The sequence below is a fragment of the Mucilaginibacter sp. SG564 genome (assembly GCF_013149275.1).
Classification (GTDB): Bacteria; Bacteroidota; Bacteroidia; order Sphingobacteriales; family Sphingobacteriaceae; genus Mucilaginibacter.
On sequence record NZ_JABGNA010000003.1, the window covers coordinates 204,458 to 219,942 of the forward strand.

Sequence of the window (15,485 nt, forward strand, 5' to 3'; positions counted from 1 at the left end):
AATTAGGAAGGTGTTTTTTGTAGAATCTTAGCAATTTTCCTCTCTCTACGTCATTGCGAGCGTAGCGTGGCAATCCCCAATTAGCAAAGCCGCCCTGCATAGTTAGGGATTGCCACGCTACGCTCGCAATGACGCACGGAAGTTAATTGGAGGATATGCAAAATATGACGCAAAAACAGTCTAAAACTGCACACCCCAGCGTTCTTCGATCCCTAATCCAAACAGGGCGAAATCATATTTTACGGGATCTGTAGGGTCAAATTCACGCAGGCGGGCGGTGAGTTCGAGGGCGGTTTGCCAGTCGGTTTGTTTGCGGGTGATGAGCAGGAGCTTGCGGGCTACACGGTCTACATGCAAATCAAGCGGACAAATGAGATCGGCCGGTTTAATACGGTTCCAGATACCAAAATCAACACCGCTATTGTCCTGGCGCACCATCCAGCGTAAAAACATATTCAACCGCTTACAGGTTGATTTTTGCGAAGGCGACGACACATGTTTTTTGGTACGGTGCGGGTAATCGGGCAGGGAAAAGAAATAGGAACGAAAGTGGTTAAGGGCTATTTCAGCATCAATATCTCCATTTCTGTCATCCTGAGCGATAGCGAAGGATCTATCAGCAGACAGATTCTTCGTTTCACTCAGAATAACAAACTCTTTTATAGCTGGGGGCAAAAACGCATCCTCCAATGATTCAAACCTTTCATAATGATACCTGAAAAAGGCGATGAAATACAGGGTATCGATATCGTTAAAGGTGCGATGCTTAAAGCTGAGCAGCTTTTTGAGGTCGACTTCCTCATGGTTGGTGATAAAATCATAAGGGGCACCATCCATGAGGGCGATGAGCTCCTTACATTTTTTGATGATGGTAACACGCTGCCCCCAGGATAAAGTAGCGGCCCAAAAACCCATGATCTCGATGTCCTGCTTGCGGGTAAACAGATGCGGGATGGATATCGGGTCGTTCTCAATAAAACCGGGCTGGTTATATTGGGCTACTTTGGCGTCGAGGAAGGCTTTTGTATTTTCGATCATAATTTAGTATCAAGTAGCGAGTATCAAGTATCAAGTATCAAGTACAGAACCTTTGATTGTATATTCAAAAATCTTGATACCTGATACTAACTACTTGCTACTAAGAAAGCGCTTGTTTCAAATCGTCCAGCAGATCTTCGATATCCTCAACCCCTACGCTCAGGCGTAGCAGGTTGTCAACTACACCGGCTTTTTCACGTTCGGCTTTGGGGATGGAGCCGTGGGTCATGCTTACGGGGTGATTGATCAGCGATTCTACACCACCTAATGACTCGGCCAGTGAAAATACTTTGAATGACGATGCGATCCGGAAGGTTTCCTTAAGATCAGCTCCCTTAAGTACGATAGAAATCATACCGCCAAAATCCTTCATCTGCTTTTTGGCGATACTGTGATTGGGATGATCTGTAAAGCCTGGCCAGTATATTTTTTCGACCTTGGGATGCGTTTTCAGGAATTCGGCTATCTGACGGCCGTTCTCGCAATGGGCCTTCATGCGCAGGTGCAGGGTTTTGATACCACGCAGCACCAGGAAGCTATCCATTGGGCCCGGGGTAGCACCACAGGCGTTGTAAATGAACCATAGTTTTTTGTACAGTTCCTCGTCGTTCAGCATCAGGGCGCCCATCACCACATCGGAGTGACCGCCGATGTATTTGGTTACGGAATGCATCACCACATCGGCACCCAGGTCGATTGGATTTTGCAGGTATGGCGAAGCAAAGGTATTATCCACTACAAAAAGCAGACTTTTCTCTTTGGCTATCTTACCTATCGCCTCAATATCCACAATTTGCATGGTGGGATTGGTAGGCGTTTCTATCCAGATGAGTTTGGTTTTATCGTTGGTATATTCGCGGATGATCTCAGGGTTCGACAGGTCCAAGAAATGGAACTTAATACCGTAATTAGCAAATATCTTGGTGAAGATCCGGTACGAACCGCCGTACAAGTCGTTCCCGGTGATCACTTCATCACCCGGGGCCAATAGTTTCATCACCGCATCGGTAGCACCCATGCCGCTTGAAAAAGCGAGTCCGAATTTGGCGTTTTCCAATGCCGCCAAACAATCCTCCAGTGCCTTACGGGTTGGGTTGGTACCGCGCGAGTACTCATAGCCCTTATTATCACCCGGCGATTTTTGCCAATAGGTTGATGTCTGGTATATCGGCGTCATGATAGCGCCGGTAGTTGGATCGGGCTCCTGCCCTGCGTGTATAGCTTTTGTTGCGAATTTCATAGTACGTGCGTTAGCACGGTCCATAGTCGATAGTCAATGGACCATAGTAAAAAATAAATCACTCATAGCTATGGACTATCGACCATTGACTATGGACTTCCTCACCTAATAAGCCCTTGCAAACAGTACCCGCTGTGTCGACGGTTTGCCGGTGAGGATACATTTGCCCGCTTCCTGTTTGTTATCCAAAGGTATGCAACGGATTGTCGCCTTAGTTTCCTCTTTTATCTTTTGTTCGGTTTCTGATGTGCCATCCCAGTGAGCGCTCAGGAAACCTGGCTGCTCATCCAGCAGGCGTTTAAACTCGTCCCAGGTATCTACTTCGATGGTATTTTCGGCCCGGAAATCGAACGCTTTTTTGTAGATGTTGTTCTGGATCTCTTCCAGCAGGCTTTCTATTTTCTGGGCCAAACCTTCCTGCGTAGTGGTTTCCTTGGTTTTGGTATCCCTGCGGGCCAGCTCAACAGTACCGTTCTGCATATCGCGGCTGCCGATGGCTACGCGCAAAGGCACGCCTTTCAGTTCGTATTCGGCAAATTTGGCTCCCGGACGGTGGGTATCGCGTTTATCAAATTTCACGGAAATACCTTTCGCTTTCAGCTCCTTGGTCAGGCCTGCTACGTAAGCGGCAATATTGTCCAGCTCTTCGTCGTGCTTGTAAATAGGCACAACTACTACTTGTATAGGCGCCAGTTTTGGTGGCAATACCAGTCCGGCATCATCGGAGTGCGCCATGATCAGCGCGCCGATCAAACGGGTGGATACACCCCATGAAGTTGCCCAAACAAAATCCTGAACATTCTCCTTGTTGGTAAATTTCACATCAAAAGCCTTGGCAAAGTTTTGCCCCAGGAAGTGTGATGTACCGGCCTGCAGGGCTTTACCATCCTGCATCAGGGCCTCAATACAATAGGTATCCAAAGCACCTGCAAAACGTTCGTTGGCAGTTTTACGGCCTTTTACTACCGGCAGCGCCATCCAGTTTTCGGCAAAATCGGCATATACGTTCAGCATTTGCTCGGTTTCGGCAATGGCTTCTTCTGATGTAGCGTGCGCGGTGTGGCCCTCCTGCCATAAAAACTCGCTGGTACGCAGAAATAAACGGGTACGCATTTCCCAGCGCATCACGTTGGCCCATTGGTTTACCAGGATAGGCAGGTCGCGGTATGATTGTATCCAGCCCTTATATGTGTTCCAGATAATGGTTTCGGATGTGGGGCGGATGATCAGTTCTTCTTCAAGCTTAGCTTCTTCATCAACAATGATATTACCTGCACCATCGTTTTTTAAACGGTAATGAGTAACCACGGCGCATTCCTTGGCAAAACCATCCACGTGGCTGGCCTCTTTACTAAAAAATGATTTGGGTATCAGCAGCGGGAAATAGGCATTCACATGCCCGGTATCTTTAAACATCTGATCCAGTATGGCTTGTATCTTTTCCCATATCGAATACCCGTACGGCTTAATGATCATGCAGCCTCTAACCGGCGAATATTCTGCCATGTCAGATTTTATAATCAGGTCATTAAACCATTGCGAATAATCTTCGTCTTTACTAATAACACCTTTGCTCATATTGATTGGAATATATAATTTTTGACTTGTGCGAATATTGTATATTGCGCCAAATTTATAAATTAAAAAGTTATTTGAACTCGAACTTTTCACATACCTGCATATGAAACGGAACATTGCTATAGGAATTTTTCTGATCGGCGCCATGGCGTTGAGTTCCTGCTCCACCACAACCAAGCTTGTCAATCCGGAAACCAGTGATGATGTTTATTTTTCAAATGCAAAGGCGGGCGATGAACCTACTTATGCCGCGGCTGATAATTACAACCCCAACGTACAGCAAAACCAGGAATACCTGGATGACAACGATGATTATTTTTATTACGATGATTACGCGTCGCGCATTAACCGTTTCAACTACTTCTCTCCTTTTAGCTTTTATGACAATTTATACTACGGTTACAGCGATCCATATTATAACAATGGCTTTAATTTAGGCTTTAACTATGGCCCCTGGGGCTATGGCTACTCTCCTTACGGCTATGGTGGCTGGGGATTGGGTTATGGTTACAGTGGATGGGGTTATGGATATGGTGGCGGATACTGGGGCGGATATGGTGGCTATTACGGTGGTGGCTATCCCGGCGGTTACTGGAGCAGCGGTTACTTTACCTCTGGCAGACCACGGCCTAACCGCGGACCAGGCATTCCATTTGGCAGTGGAGGAGGTGGGCGTGGTCCAATTGGCGTACCCGGCAACGGCTTACCAGGCCGCACACAACCGGGCAGCGGCATAGGCTATATACCCGGTGGCCGCGGCACAAACAACAACTATTCGCGACCGGTCCGTACAGATGCCCGTCCATCGCGTCCGGGCTATCAACAAACCAATGCCGATAATGCCCGACCAGTACAGCAACCACAGTATCAACCGCAGGTTGATCGTTCCTCTTCGGCTCCTTCCAACAACTCTGGAGGTGGCTCCAGAAGTTCAGGCGGCGGTGGTGGTGGCGGTGGCGGCAGACCAAGCAGACCATAAATTTTATCAACCTGAAATTCCATGAAACGATCATGAGTATCGCTTTTAAAAAATGTACAATTGCTCATAATCGTTTCATCACCCAAAAAAACCGATCACACCGATGAAAATAAAATACTTACTTAGTGTAATCGCTATAGTAGCTATTACCAAAAATAGTTTTGCGCAATACTCCCAGGACGTAGTCCGCTATTCAACCTTTCAAAATGGCTCTACATCACGTATCAAAGCCATTGGTAATGCCGGTACGGCTATAGGCGGCGATTTGAGCTCTATTAGCGGCAACCCCGCCGGTTTGGGCTTTTTCACCCACTCAGAATTTAGCATAACGCCCGAATTTAATGGTTCAAAAGTAAAATCCAATTATTTTGGGCAAGCCAATAATGCCAGCAAAAGCAGCGGCAATTTAAGCAATGCATCCATTGTGCATTATCAGCAACTTAACCGCCCAAAAGGGAGTGATAAAAGCAAGGGCTGGCTCAGCATCAATTATGGCGCAGGCTACAGCCGCACCAATAACTTTTATGAAAACATGGTTTACAACGGAAAAAACGCGGCCAACTCCATATCCGATTATTATGCAGGTACGGCCAATAACCATCCGGATGACCCACTCGCGCAAGCGGCCTATAGTGATCGTTTAATCGATAAGTTTGCCACCCCTCAGGGCTTTGATTTCGGCAGTACCATTAATGTCCCCGTAAACCAAACAGGCACCATTTCGCGGGTAGGCGGTCAATCGGAGTTTAATTTAGCTATGGGGGCCAATTACAGCAATAAATTATACCTGGGTGTGAGTGTGGCTATAACCGACCTCAGATATGATTATTCCCGTCAGTTTATTGAGGATGGCACCGCATCTATAATACCCAATGGGGGCGTTAATGGTGTTACAACCCCTTTCAGGTCTAACTACATACAAAATCAGTCAACCAGGGGTTCGGGTGCTAACATTAAGCTGGGGATTATTTACAAACCCGTTGAAGCCGTACGTTTAGGTTTCACCTTCACCTCTCCTACCTTTTACAGTATCAACGATGTAACTACCGAAGGATTGGCCACTTCCATTAATGGAAGACCAAACCAGCCTTATAATTCAGGTAATTATGAACTAAACTACAATATGCGTACACCGCTTAAATTAACAGGCGGGGCCGCTTTTTTTATTGGCAAATATGGTTTTATCAGTGGTGATATAGACTATGTTGATTATAAAACGGCCCATATCAGTAGTATCCCAGATGCTGGCTATAGCAACATCCCTGACATAACAGACATTAAAGCTAACTATCGCTCTGCCGTTAACGTACGTGTGGGTGCCGAAGCCCGTGTAACCAGTATGTTTTATTTACGTGGTGGATACAGCCAGCAAGGTAGCCCGTTTAAAAATAATACCAGTGCAACAGATGTAAGCAGTGATATCAAAACGGTTAGCGGTGGTATAGGCATAAGATTTGGCCAATACTATGTGGATGCCACTTACGCACACGTTACCGGTTCCGAAGCTTTTTCACCGTATCTGATCAATAATGGCAACCCGACGGCTAATTTTAAAAAGACAAATGATAACGGCTTTTTGACTTTAGGGTATCGGTTTTAATAAACATCCACAATGACCACCTATAGAATAATCGGTATAGTATTGATTGTTATAGCAATAGGGATGTTTTTTCTTGAGGCCTCCCTGTTTGCATATCAAGGCCCACCACTAAATCCAATTGTAAGTAAAATGGGAGAATATTCTTTCTTTTGGTGGTTGCCTACACTGATTGTGGGCCTAGGTCTGACCTTTGGCTCAAAAAAGAAGGATAGGTGATATGTAGCCAGTGATCGGTGTTATCGCCGTATCACTTTCCTACACTTATTCCGGCTATGAGATAAATGGTGCGGTGATAGCACCGACTATAAGCTTAATAGATTGATCATTTCAAATGTCCAAACTTACTTATTCTGTAGGTAAGGCTCAGCAGTACAAATTGGCTTAGATAGCTTGTTTTATTATTAACTATGCTATTATCTATAATACTTTGACTTATTTTATTCCCCTGGTTCAATATATCAGATGCTTGTAGTCTTAGCATCAGTTTTTGTTTTAAGAAAAAACAGGAGGCCGTCGCGTCAACAATAAATGGATTGTTTGCGCCAATATTAGTATATCCATGAATGAGGCTTTTACTTGCTGCAAGATTTAAGGTCACATTTTTAAAAAAGGTAACATTTTCATTTAGTGCAAACACCCATCTGGTCACGGTAGTAGTTAATCCTTCACCTATTATATAATGATTAAAACTTGCTGTATAATTAACAGATGCTTCGGTGTCGGTATGTTTAAGGGTATTAGTTATTTTAATAGTTTGTGAAAAATTACGGGAAAAATTAAACGCTTTGTTGTTGTCGGCATAAACTACCTGGCGGGCAAAGTTGGCATTTCCGTAAAAGCTGGTTTTTAAAGCAGCAGCAGAAATTTTTATTGGCATGGAATATCCATAACTGGCGTTGAGCTGGTATTCTCCACTGGCATTTAAAAAATGGGTTTCCCGCCTTAATAAATTCAAGGAATCCGTAATAATTAGCGAGTTGCTGACTATTTTGTTTTGGATAACTGATGCCGATAACGCTGCATTAATTATGCGACGAGAATGATTACCCCAATGCTGAAAGTTAAATTCTAATCGATTATTAAATGAGGTTTTTAGATTAGGGTTTCCAATAGTAATATTTTGTATATCCCGGATATCCGGCACAGGGTTCAATTCTTCAATTGAAGGAGCCTGGCTGTTACCAGAGTAGTTCGCTTCCCAGGTTGTGCTTGTACTGGGGTTGTAACTCAAAGTAAAAACTGGTGAGAAATTATATATAGCTTGTTTAATCTTATTTTCACTTCCTGGAGAAAAAGTCGATAACGAGTTCTTTTGTCCACTTATACCTTGCGTCAAGCTAAACTTCTGTCCGGTAAAACGGTAATTTATACTTATTTTTTGAGTTTGGGTTGTGTTCTCGAGATGTTGATTAAGTGAATCAAGCCCTAATCTCAAGAGAGATGGATATACATCGGTTAGCTGGATTGTTTTTTGTTTGTTTGTTGAAACCTCATAATCGAGATCAAGGCTGCTTCTGGATGTTAATGGTTGCACAAAAGATACAGTTAAGTCTGTTGCGTTAACCTTTAAAAATCTATTAGTTAAGGTATTAAATATGGAGTCGTTTTTAAGGCTGTCAACCGTATCATACTCTTTGATATTTCTGTTTACTTGCTCTGCGTTATTGTTGTTATTAGATTTATACTGAAAATTAATCATAATTAACGGCCCCCGTTTACTCAATTTTCTGCCTATTGTGGCATCAATATTTTGCATGGGGTTTTCACTTTTACTGTAACTACTTGAGACTAATTTTTGATTAATTAGGCCAGTTTGCAGAGAATTGGATGTAAAATTATCATTAGAGTTACTTTTAGACAAACTTAGGTTTAGTTTAATATATGTTTTTTTGTCTCGTTGATATTTTGAGTTAAGGTTAAATGAATGGGTATTATTTTCTGCAAATGAAGTGCTGTTAATATCATTTTTTATAGTACCCAAAGAATTTATAGTTTCTGAAAATGTACTGTTTTGGGCACTTGATTTGGAAACGTTTAAATTATAAAAAGCGCCAATTTTTAAATATTTACTAATATGATCGCTATAATTCAAACTAGCTTGATTTGAGTTATTTGAGCCAAGCACGTTTGATGCCGTCCTTAAATTTATTGAGCTTGAAATTTGTTTTGATTCTTTCCAATAATTGCCAATTGCATTTGTAGCTACCTGTTTGCCCGGCCCTCGACTGGCAGTTATATTTCCAAATATTCCATTATTTTTACCTGGTTGGGTTACCAAATTTAATAATTTATAAGACGGGCCTTTTTTAATACCTAAGAAAGCACCATCATCTCCAAAATCATTAATAATTTGAACTTTAGAAAATATGCCGGCGGGTAACTGCTTTATAAGTTCCCTGGTGTTTCCTGAAAAAAAATCCTCCCCATTTACACGGAGTTTATATATGACCTTCCCCCCTGAAGACAAATAACCATTTCTATCTATCTCTAAGCCAGGTAGTTTTTTAAGAAGATCTTCCATCAAATCATCATCATTTACCTCAAAAGAAGAAATGTTATACTCGATAGTGTCCCTTTTTAATACAACGGGGGGAGCCTTTTCTTTGATGACCACCTCTGCCAGCTGTTTCTCATCGGCGTTTAATTTAATTGGCTCTAAACTAAGTAATTGGGTATGATTTTCTATTAAAAACACAGCATTAAACCCTACAAACCCGACGTGGCTTATTTTTAATTGAAAACTACTATAAGAATTAGTCCTTTTAAAAATAAAACCGCCTTTTTCATCACTCCTGGTTTTTAAGGTATCAGAACCAATGATCAAAGCAATATTAGCATCACTTATTGGAGATGCCTTAGAATCTATTATAACCCCTTCTATCCTATACGTATTTTGGGCATACGCTGAATTTAATAACATGCATAGCGCAATCAATAAAACTACTTTGCAATACATATCATCAGGCACAATCAAAAAAACACCACTGGCCAAAGCCGGTGGTGTTTTTTTTTGATTCTTTCAGTGGTATTTTATTAATTTTTGTCTACATTGATATACGACACTTTCCCATCTAAACCATTATGCTCGTGATAGGTAACCTTTACATATTCATCTTCAAATGACTTCTGATAGCTGTTTATTTGATAAAAGTCTGTAGGAGGGATCGCTTTTTTTACAAGAATTTCAATCCAATCATCATCTGTTTGAGCAGAAGGGTTGTCATAAAATGTTATCAACCGCCCCGCAAACATGCCACTTATTTTCAGTGACCTGGTTTCGTCATTTGCCGGAGCCTTCGTATTTTCATATTCCAGGCCGTCATTTCCATGCACAATGAGGTGTAAGAACAGGTCACCCTCACTATATCGGAATCTTCCTTTAGCAGTTGCGTTATAAGGCAGCACGATGTCTCCATTGTCAACGATATCTCCTTGTGCAAAGTTCTCCTCATACAATATAATTTCAAGACCTTTATTTGTAGGATTACCATTTGGAATAAACTGACCGCGGATTAACGAAGCCGGGTCCGGGACATGTCTGCCGATGTCTCCTCCTCCTCCTCCTCCTCCGGAACCTGGGTCGCCGCCTCGGGGTGGTGGAGTGTCGGTTCGGGGTGGTCTGGTTTGTGCGTTTGAGGCAGGTGCTAAACATAAATACAGCAGAGCTGCTAAAGTAAGTGTAAGTAATTTTTTGTACATGCGGATTATGATAAGTATAACTACAAAATTAGTTGGCAAAGATAGAAAAACATTGCAATGTTGCAACGTATATAATATATTTTTTATATATAATATATATTTTTTTATTTGAGAGGCATTTATAAACAATCGCTGTCAGTTTACACGGTGATTGGTGTTATCATCATACCAATTTCTACCGTTATTCTGGCTATAATATCATGATGCGGGGATAACGCCTACCATAATCTGAATGATAAAAAAAGACGCATGTGATGCGTCTCTACAATACAAAATGTAGAGGCGCGTTACATGCGTCTTCAGCTAAAATACATTTATCATATTGCCGACACATCAGCAATTTGATCTGTTTTTACCAGCTTACGTACGTCGAAACCTTTATTGGCAGCGTTTACCACCAACTCATTATATGTTTGCTCATCCAGCGTGGGGCGGCGGCTCAGTATCCATAAACTACTGCGGCTGGGGTTACCAACAACAGCGTAGCTGTAATCTTTAGCCAGATCAATAATCCAGTATTTACCCCTGAAAGGCCAGAAGAACTCCACGTCGAGCTTGGCGTTAGTACGATCGGTTACAAAGGCCCTTCCTTCTTTTACTTTCAGGTCGCCATCCTGGATACAACGGTTTTTGACGATGAGTGAACCGTTCTCGGCCAGTCCATACGTTGCCGATGTGCACATACATCCTTTTTCAAAAGCTTTTGGGAAGGCAGCTATTTCAAACCAGGTGCCTAAATATTTTTTTAGTTCTACGTATTTAACAGTTTCTAAAGGCTTACACCTGGCTTGCAGGGCCAACGCGGTTAAACCTAAAACCACAGATGTTGCTAAAATCTCTTTTTTCATACAACAACAACGATTATAGCCCTCAAAAAGTTTAAGCCAAAAACGCATATTTAGTACAATTTCCTGCTTTAAATATTTAATTACCTTTGCGCCAATTCATTAAAACGAAACTCCCGGACAAGCCATGGTGCAGAAGATGAACATCAGTATTTTAGGTTGCGGCTGGTATGGCCAGGCACTGGCAAAGGCCCTGATCAATGCAGGCCACGCGGTGAAAGGTTCTACCACATCCCAACAAAAAATGTCAGCCCTGGCTGCTGATGGTATTGCCCCCTACCTGGTGAGCTTTTTACCCGGTGATGAACACTATGACGATTCATTTTTTACCTCCGATGTACTTTTTATCTGTATCCCCCCCAAAAGCAGGAGCGGCGAAGGACCCGGGTTTATTGATAAGGTACGGGGAATTATCAAGGCCATCAAAAAGCATAGTGTAAAAAAGGTGGTATTCATCAGTTCAACGGCGGTGTATGCTGATATAAACGCGGAGGTTGATGAGTTAAGTGATCCGCAACCCAATATAGAAGCAGGCAGGATATTACTACAAGCAGAAGATCTGTTCAGAGCCGAAAACACATTTAAAACCACAATTATCCGCTTTGCGGGATTGATCGGACCTGGGCGTGACCCAGGCAGGTTCTTTGCCGGTAAAAAAGATATTGCCAATGGCAGGGCACCGGTTAACCTTATTCACCTGGATGATTGTATCGGTTTGAGTATGGCTATACTTGACCGGCAGGCGTTTGGCTATTTGTTCAACGGCTGTTCTCCTCATCATCCGGCCAAGTCTGCATTTTATACTAAAGCAGCTGTTAATTCAGGCTTGGAGACTCCGGAATTTATTGATGAGTTGAAGGAGTGGAAAATGGTACGGAGTGTACAGGTAGAGGCGATCTTGGGGTATGGATACAAAGCAGCACCAAATGCATGATCCTTTTCTGCATTTGGGGAAAATTGAATTATCCTGGTTACTGCAACAACATGCCTCACCTAAATCTTACATATTTAGCTATTCGTTTTCCTGGCGAGGCTTTGATATTTATCTGCAAATTATTGTATTTTGTTAGCTTTTTTCTTATATATGTAAGTACAATTTACATTCTTTTACGCTCCTTAATAGACCTTATCAATTCATTTTTGCATGGAGAATTTATTTTCTGGCATATTAAGTTCAATTAAATATTACTTCAAAGCTATACGACTATTTTGGAAAGGCGAAATAGGAATTTATTTTTTATTGTTTAGGGATAATGTAGAATTCTCCGAGATTAAGAAATATACGTTATTACTATTATCTTTTTTCTTTTTTTATGTTATTGGTTTAACAATTGGCACTGCCGATTTTATTTTGGGGTATCAGGTCGTATCTAAATCATATAACCTGTTTGTAAGTAATCTGTTAACCAATAATAATTATAAAGACAATTTCAAGTTATTATTATCAATAGTGCTGATTTTAGAATTTCTTGCATTTATTTTTGCAAAGAAAAAAGACAGAGCACTACTTTCCAGATATAATTTCTTATTGGCCTCATGGACGTTTTCTTTTATGAGCTTTTTGGTAATTATTGCATCCATCTTCGGCTCTGTATTACATTGGCTAAATGCTTCTGAAAATGTCCGTGATATTACAATCGGGTTAGTTGTAATAGTTAGCTTCATATTTGTGCTCGGTTTATTTATTTCACCGTGGCTAGCACTATCAAAAGCAAAAAAAAGAGGGGTTATCAGTGAGGGCCTTGAAGGGTCGGGGGCGTTATTAAATATACTAATCCCTGTTATCATATTTTTTCTGTTAAAGGGTGTATTCAAAACACCTGAAATACAAAACAAAGTATATTTTTTAAATGGGGACAAAAGCACACTTAATTTGCAATTAAAGCAGTTGGATCAATTTAAGTATTCCATTCAAACCACTTTTATTATCGAGAATGATCATACAGAGAATTATATTTTAAAACCAGGCGAGAATAATTATTTCATTTTTTGGAATATAGTTGATGCAAATGAAAAAACTGATACTGCCTATAGTGATACTATCATGTTACGGAGCCTCGATGCAAATCAAGTTAATATCGCCCCTAAAACACCTCAAAAAATTAATCTAACAGGTTATATCACTGCGCACGAATATTATAAGTTAAAATATTTAAAGAATAGCACAGTGGAAAAACTTATACATCTAAGTATTAAGACTGTGAATTTAGAGAATATTCAGTTAGCATATGTTCCTTTAACTATAAAGGAAATTAGTTTTCTTGATAGCTTAAAAACAATAAAAAAGTAAAGATTTATCCTATTTCCGCACATTCCTCGTTTTTAGTTTTTTAAATCTTCGGCTTTTCACCCATCACAAAAACCAACCGCCCGCCTTTTAAAATATCAAAGTGCCTGATATAATTTTTCAGATAAGGTTTACCATTCAGGCTGATGCTTTGCACGTATTTATTGGCCTTTGATAGCCCTTTGGATTCGATAACAAAACTTTTGCCGTTAGTTACGCTAATGTTTATCCTGCTCAGTTGCGGCGCACCAAAAACGTAGCGGCCATCAGCAGGATTAACGGGATAAAAACCGAGGGCCGTAAAAATATACCAGGCCGACATTTGGCCGCAGTCATCATTGCCCGAAAGGCCATCGGGTTTGTTCTGATAAAACTGATCGGCTATCTGGCGTACCAGGCGTTGGGTTTTGTAGGGTTGCCCAGCAAGTGTGTACAGGTAGGCTACGTGATGATTGGGCTCATTACCATGGGCATACTGCCCTATCAAGCCGGTAACATCCAGCGTGGAACCTTTGCCAAATACTTTGGAGCTCATGCTGAACAAGGAATCGAGCTTAGCGGTGAAAGGCTTATTCCCACCCATGAGTTTGATCAACCCGGGAATATCCTGCTGTACCGACCATACATATTGCCAGGCATTGCCCTCGGTATAATCGCCGCCGATAGCCAGCTGACCGCTATCCAGGTTGGCAAAGGGACGCACCCAATCGCCATTAGCTAAACGGCCCCGCATCAGGTTGGTCGATTTGTCAAACAGGTTCATATAATATTTTGATCGCTTGTTGAAATAATTATAATCGTCTGTTTTATGCAGGGATTTGGCCAGTTGCGCGGCGCACCAATCGTCATAAGCGGCTTCCAGCGTGCGGGAAACGGCCTCGCGTTTTACCGAGTCTGAAGGCAGGTAGCCGTAACGCGTATACGTATCCCAGTTATATTTAGGGTTTTTATGATTGGTAAGCGAAACTTTAATAGCGGCAAATGCCTGCTCCCGGTCAAATCCTTTAATGCCTTTTAGCGCGGCATCTACTATGGCGGGCACCGCGTGATTACCGATCATGGCGAAGCTTTCCTTGCCCCATAAAGTCCAAACGGGTAATAGTTTGGCGGTATTAAAATGCTGCAGCATGGTCTCGATGATCTGCCCGTCTTTATCCGAACACATCAAAGTATAATATGGCTGCGCGGCCCGGTAAGTATCCCATAGCGAAAGGGTGGAATAATACACCTTATCTGCCGATTGATGAACTTCACCATCCGCACCACGGTATCGCCCATCTGCATCGGCGATATTGTTAGGTTGGATGAGGGCGTGGTAAATGCTGGTATAAAAGGCTGTTTTTTGAGCTCCGGTGCCTTCGGCTTTCATCCGGTTGAAATAGCTTTCCCAAACTTTGGAGGCCTCGGCTTTAACCTGGTCAAAAGTTTTGTTCAGTGTTTCGGCAGCCAGGTTTTTGCGGGCACCATCGATGCTTACGCCTGATATTGCCACTTTAACTTCGATGGTCTCGCCGGGTTGGGTATCAAAGTCGACTATCAAACGGCGATGATCCTCATCAATAAAATGCGAACCGGTAAAAGCCTTGCTAAACTGCGCGGTGAAATAAACTTTCTTTTCCACCCATTGACTGCTGAAGGCATACCCGCTGACAGTTGTTTTTGAATCGATAGAGATACTGCCTTCGGATACATGCTCTTTCAACTCTTCGGCATTCTCCACCAGGCCACTTTGTATATCAATAAGCAGGTGCGATTGCCCGGCTTTGTTAAAGGTGTAGCGGTGCAAGCCTGTATGCGCAGAGGCTGTAAGCTGTACTTTGATGTCGTGATCATCCAGCTCCACTTCATAATAACCCGGCGAAGCTTTTTCCTTACGGTGTGAAAACCTGCTGACGAATTGTTGTGGCTCCTTTCCCTGGAATGGGAAGAACAGCACATCGCCCAGATCAACTCCGCCTGTGCCGCTTAAATGGGTATGAGCAAAGCCGGTGATGGTGCTATCTTCATAACGGTAACCCGACGAATAATGCCAGCCGAAGTTGCCGGTTTCCGGGCTCAGCTGCACCATACCAAACGGCACCGTAGCCCCTGGAAAGGTATGCCCTGTAGCGGAAGTGCCAATAAACGGATCAACATACTGGCTATAGCCCTGGGCATGAGCTGCAGCTATGATCAGGAATGCCACTACAGTTAAACTCCATTTTTTCTGCATCATACTG

General features: G+C 42.4%; 11 protein-coding genes. 4 read left to right on the forward strand and 7 right to left on the reverse strand.

Annotated features, from left to right (window positions below; translation table 11 throughout):
• Window positions 1-180 precede the first annotated feature (180 nt).
• The 3 genes from FHW89_RS08430 to proS form a co-directional block, all read right to left on the reverse strand.
• Window positions 181-1,038, reverse strand: coding sequence for a TIGR02757 family protein (locus FHW89_RS08430; RefSeq protein ID WP_172334591.1), 858 nt, complete (start codon window positions 1,036-1,038; stop codon window positions 181-183).
• Between the two features lie 100 nt (window positions 1,039-1,138).
• Complete coding sequence (locus FHW89_RS08435) at window positions 1,139-2,302, reverse strand: cystathionine gamma-synthase (protein ID WP_256367771.1); 1,164 nt, start codon at window positions 2,300-2,302, stop codon at window positions 1,139-1,141.
• 81 nt (window positions 2,303-2,383) lie between these two features.
• Entirely contained in the window at window positions 2,384-3,856 is a 1,473-nt protein-coding gene (gene proS / locus FHW89_RS08440) for a proline--tRNA ligase (protein WP_172334593.1), read from the reverse strand.
• A gap of 103 nt (window positions 3,857-3,959) precedes the next feature.
• Between proS and FHW89_RS28630 the strand changes: the two genes are divergently transcribed.
• Window positions 3,960-4,835 carry a hypothetical protein gene (locus FHW89_RS28630; RefSeq protein WP_216650517.1) on the forward strand — a complete coding sequence of 292 codons (876 nt, stop codon included), beginning with the start codon at window positions 3,960-3,962 and terminating at the stop codon, window positions 4,833-4,835.
• A gap of 103 nt (window positions 4,836-4,938) precedes the next feature.
• Window positions 4,939-6,435 (forward strand): OmpP1/FadL family transporter, encoded by a 1,497-nt coding sequence (locus tag FHW89_RS08450; protein WP_172334594.1) that lies wholly within the window; start codon window positions 4,939-4,941, stop codon window positions 6,433-6,435.
• 322 nt (window positions 6,436-6,757) lie between these two features.
• Here FHW89_RS08450 and FHW89_RS08455 read toward each other — a convergent pair whose 3' ends face one another.
• From FHW89_RS08455 to FHW89_RS08465, 3 genes are all read right to left on the reverse strand, one after another.
• Complete coding sequence (locus FHW89_RS08455) at window positions 6,758-9,427, reverse strand: TonB-dependent receptor (RefSeq protein WP_172334595.1); 2,670 nt, start codon at window positions 9,425-9,427, stop codon at window positions 6,758-6,760.
• Between the two features lie 41 nt (window positions 9,428-9,468).
• A complete protein-coding gene (locus FHW89_RS08460) occupies window positions 9,469-10,134 on the reverse strand; it encodes a hypothetical protein (protein ID WP_172334596.1) in 666 nt (221 codons plus the stop codon).
• Window positions 10,135-10,451: 317 nt separating this feature from the next.
• Window positions 10,452-10,982, reverse strand: coding sequence for a lipocalin family protein (locus tag FHW89_RS08465; RefSeq protein WP_172334597.1), 531 nt, complete (start codon window positions 10,980-10,982; stop codon window positions 10,452-10,454).
• A 136-nt stretch (window positions 10,983-11,118) separates the two neighbouring features.
• Here FHW89_RS08465 and FHW89_RS08470 point away from each other — a divergent pair, with 136 nt between their 5' ends.
• Together FHW89_RS08470 and FHW89_RS08475 are read left to right on the forward strand one after the other, a co-directional pair.
• Window positions 11,119-11,913 carry an SDR family oxidoreductase gene (locus tag FHW89_RS08470; protein WP_172334598.1) on the forward strand — a complete coding sequence of 265 codons (795 nt, stop codon included), beginning with the start codon at window positions 11,119-11,121 and terminating at the stop codon, window positions 11,911-11,913.
• A 210-nt stretch (window positions 11,914-12,123) separates the two neighbouring features.
• Window positions 12,124-13,269 (forward strand): hypothetical protein, encoded by a 1,146-nt coding sequence (locus FHW89_RS08475; RefSeq protein ID WP_172334599.1) that lies wholly within the window; start codon window positions 12,124-12,126, stop codon window positions 13,267-13,269.
• 40 nt (window positions 13,270-13,309) lie between these two features.
• Here the strand turns inward: FHW89_RS08475 and FHW89_RS08480 are convergent, their stop codons facing one another.
• Window positions 13,310-15,481 carry a GH92 family glycosyl hydrolase gene (locus FHW89_RS08480; RefSeq protein ID WP_253952199.1) on the reverse strand — a complete coding sequence of 724 codons (2,172 nt, stop codon included), beginning with the start codon at window positions 15,479-15,481 and terminating at the stop codon, window positions 13,310-13,312.
• Window positions 15,482-15,485: the final 4 nt, after the last annotated feature.

Coding starts and splice junctions, on each gene's coding strand:
- FHW89_RS08430 (WP_172334591.1), bottom strand. CDS start 1,038: ATGATCGAAAATACAAAAGCCTTCCTCGACGCCAAAGTAGCCCAATAT.
- FHW89_RS08435 (WP_256367771.1), bottom strand. CDS start 2,302: ATGGACCGTGCTAACGCACGTACTATGAAATTCGCAACAAAAGCTATA.
- proS (WP_172334593.1), bottom strand. CDS start 3,856: ATGAGCAAAGGTGTTATTAGTAAAGACGAAGATTATTCGCAATGGTTT.
- FHW89_RS28630 (WP_216650517.1), top strand. CDS start 3,960: ATGAAACGGAACATTGCTATAGGAATTTTTCTGATCGGCGCCATGGCG.
- FHW89_RS08450 (WP_172334594.1), top strand. CDS start 4,939: ATGAAAATAAAATACTTACTTAGTGTAATCGCTATAGTAGCTATTACC.
- FHW89_RS08460 (WP_172334596.1), bottom strand. CDS start 10,134: ATGTACAAAAAATTACTTACACTTACTTTAGCAGCTCTGCTGTATTTA.
- FHW89_RS08465 (WP_172334597.1), bottom strand. CDS start 10,982: ATGAAAAAAGAGATTTTAGCAACATCTGTGGTTTTAGGTTTAACCGCG.
- FHW89_RS08470 (WP_172334598.1), top strand. CDS start 11,119: ATGAACATCAGTATTTTAGGTTGCGGCTGGTATGGCCAGGCACTGGCA.
- FHW89_RS08475 (WP_172334599.1), top strand. CDS start 12,124: ATGGAGAATTTATTTTCTGGCATATTAAGTTCAATTAAATATTACTTC.
- FHW89_RS08480 (WP_253952199.1), bottom strand. CDS start 15,481: ATGATGCAGAAAAAATGGAGTTTAACTGTAGTGGCATTCCTGATCATA.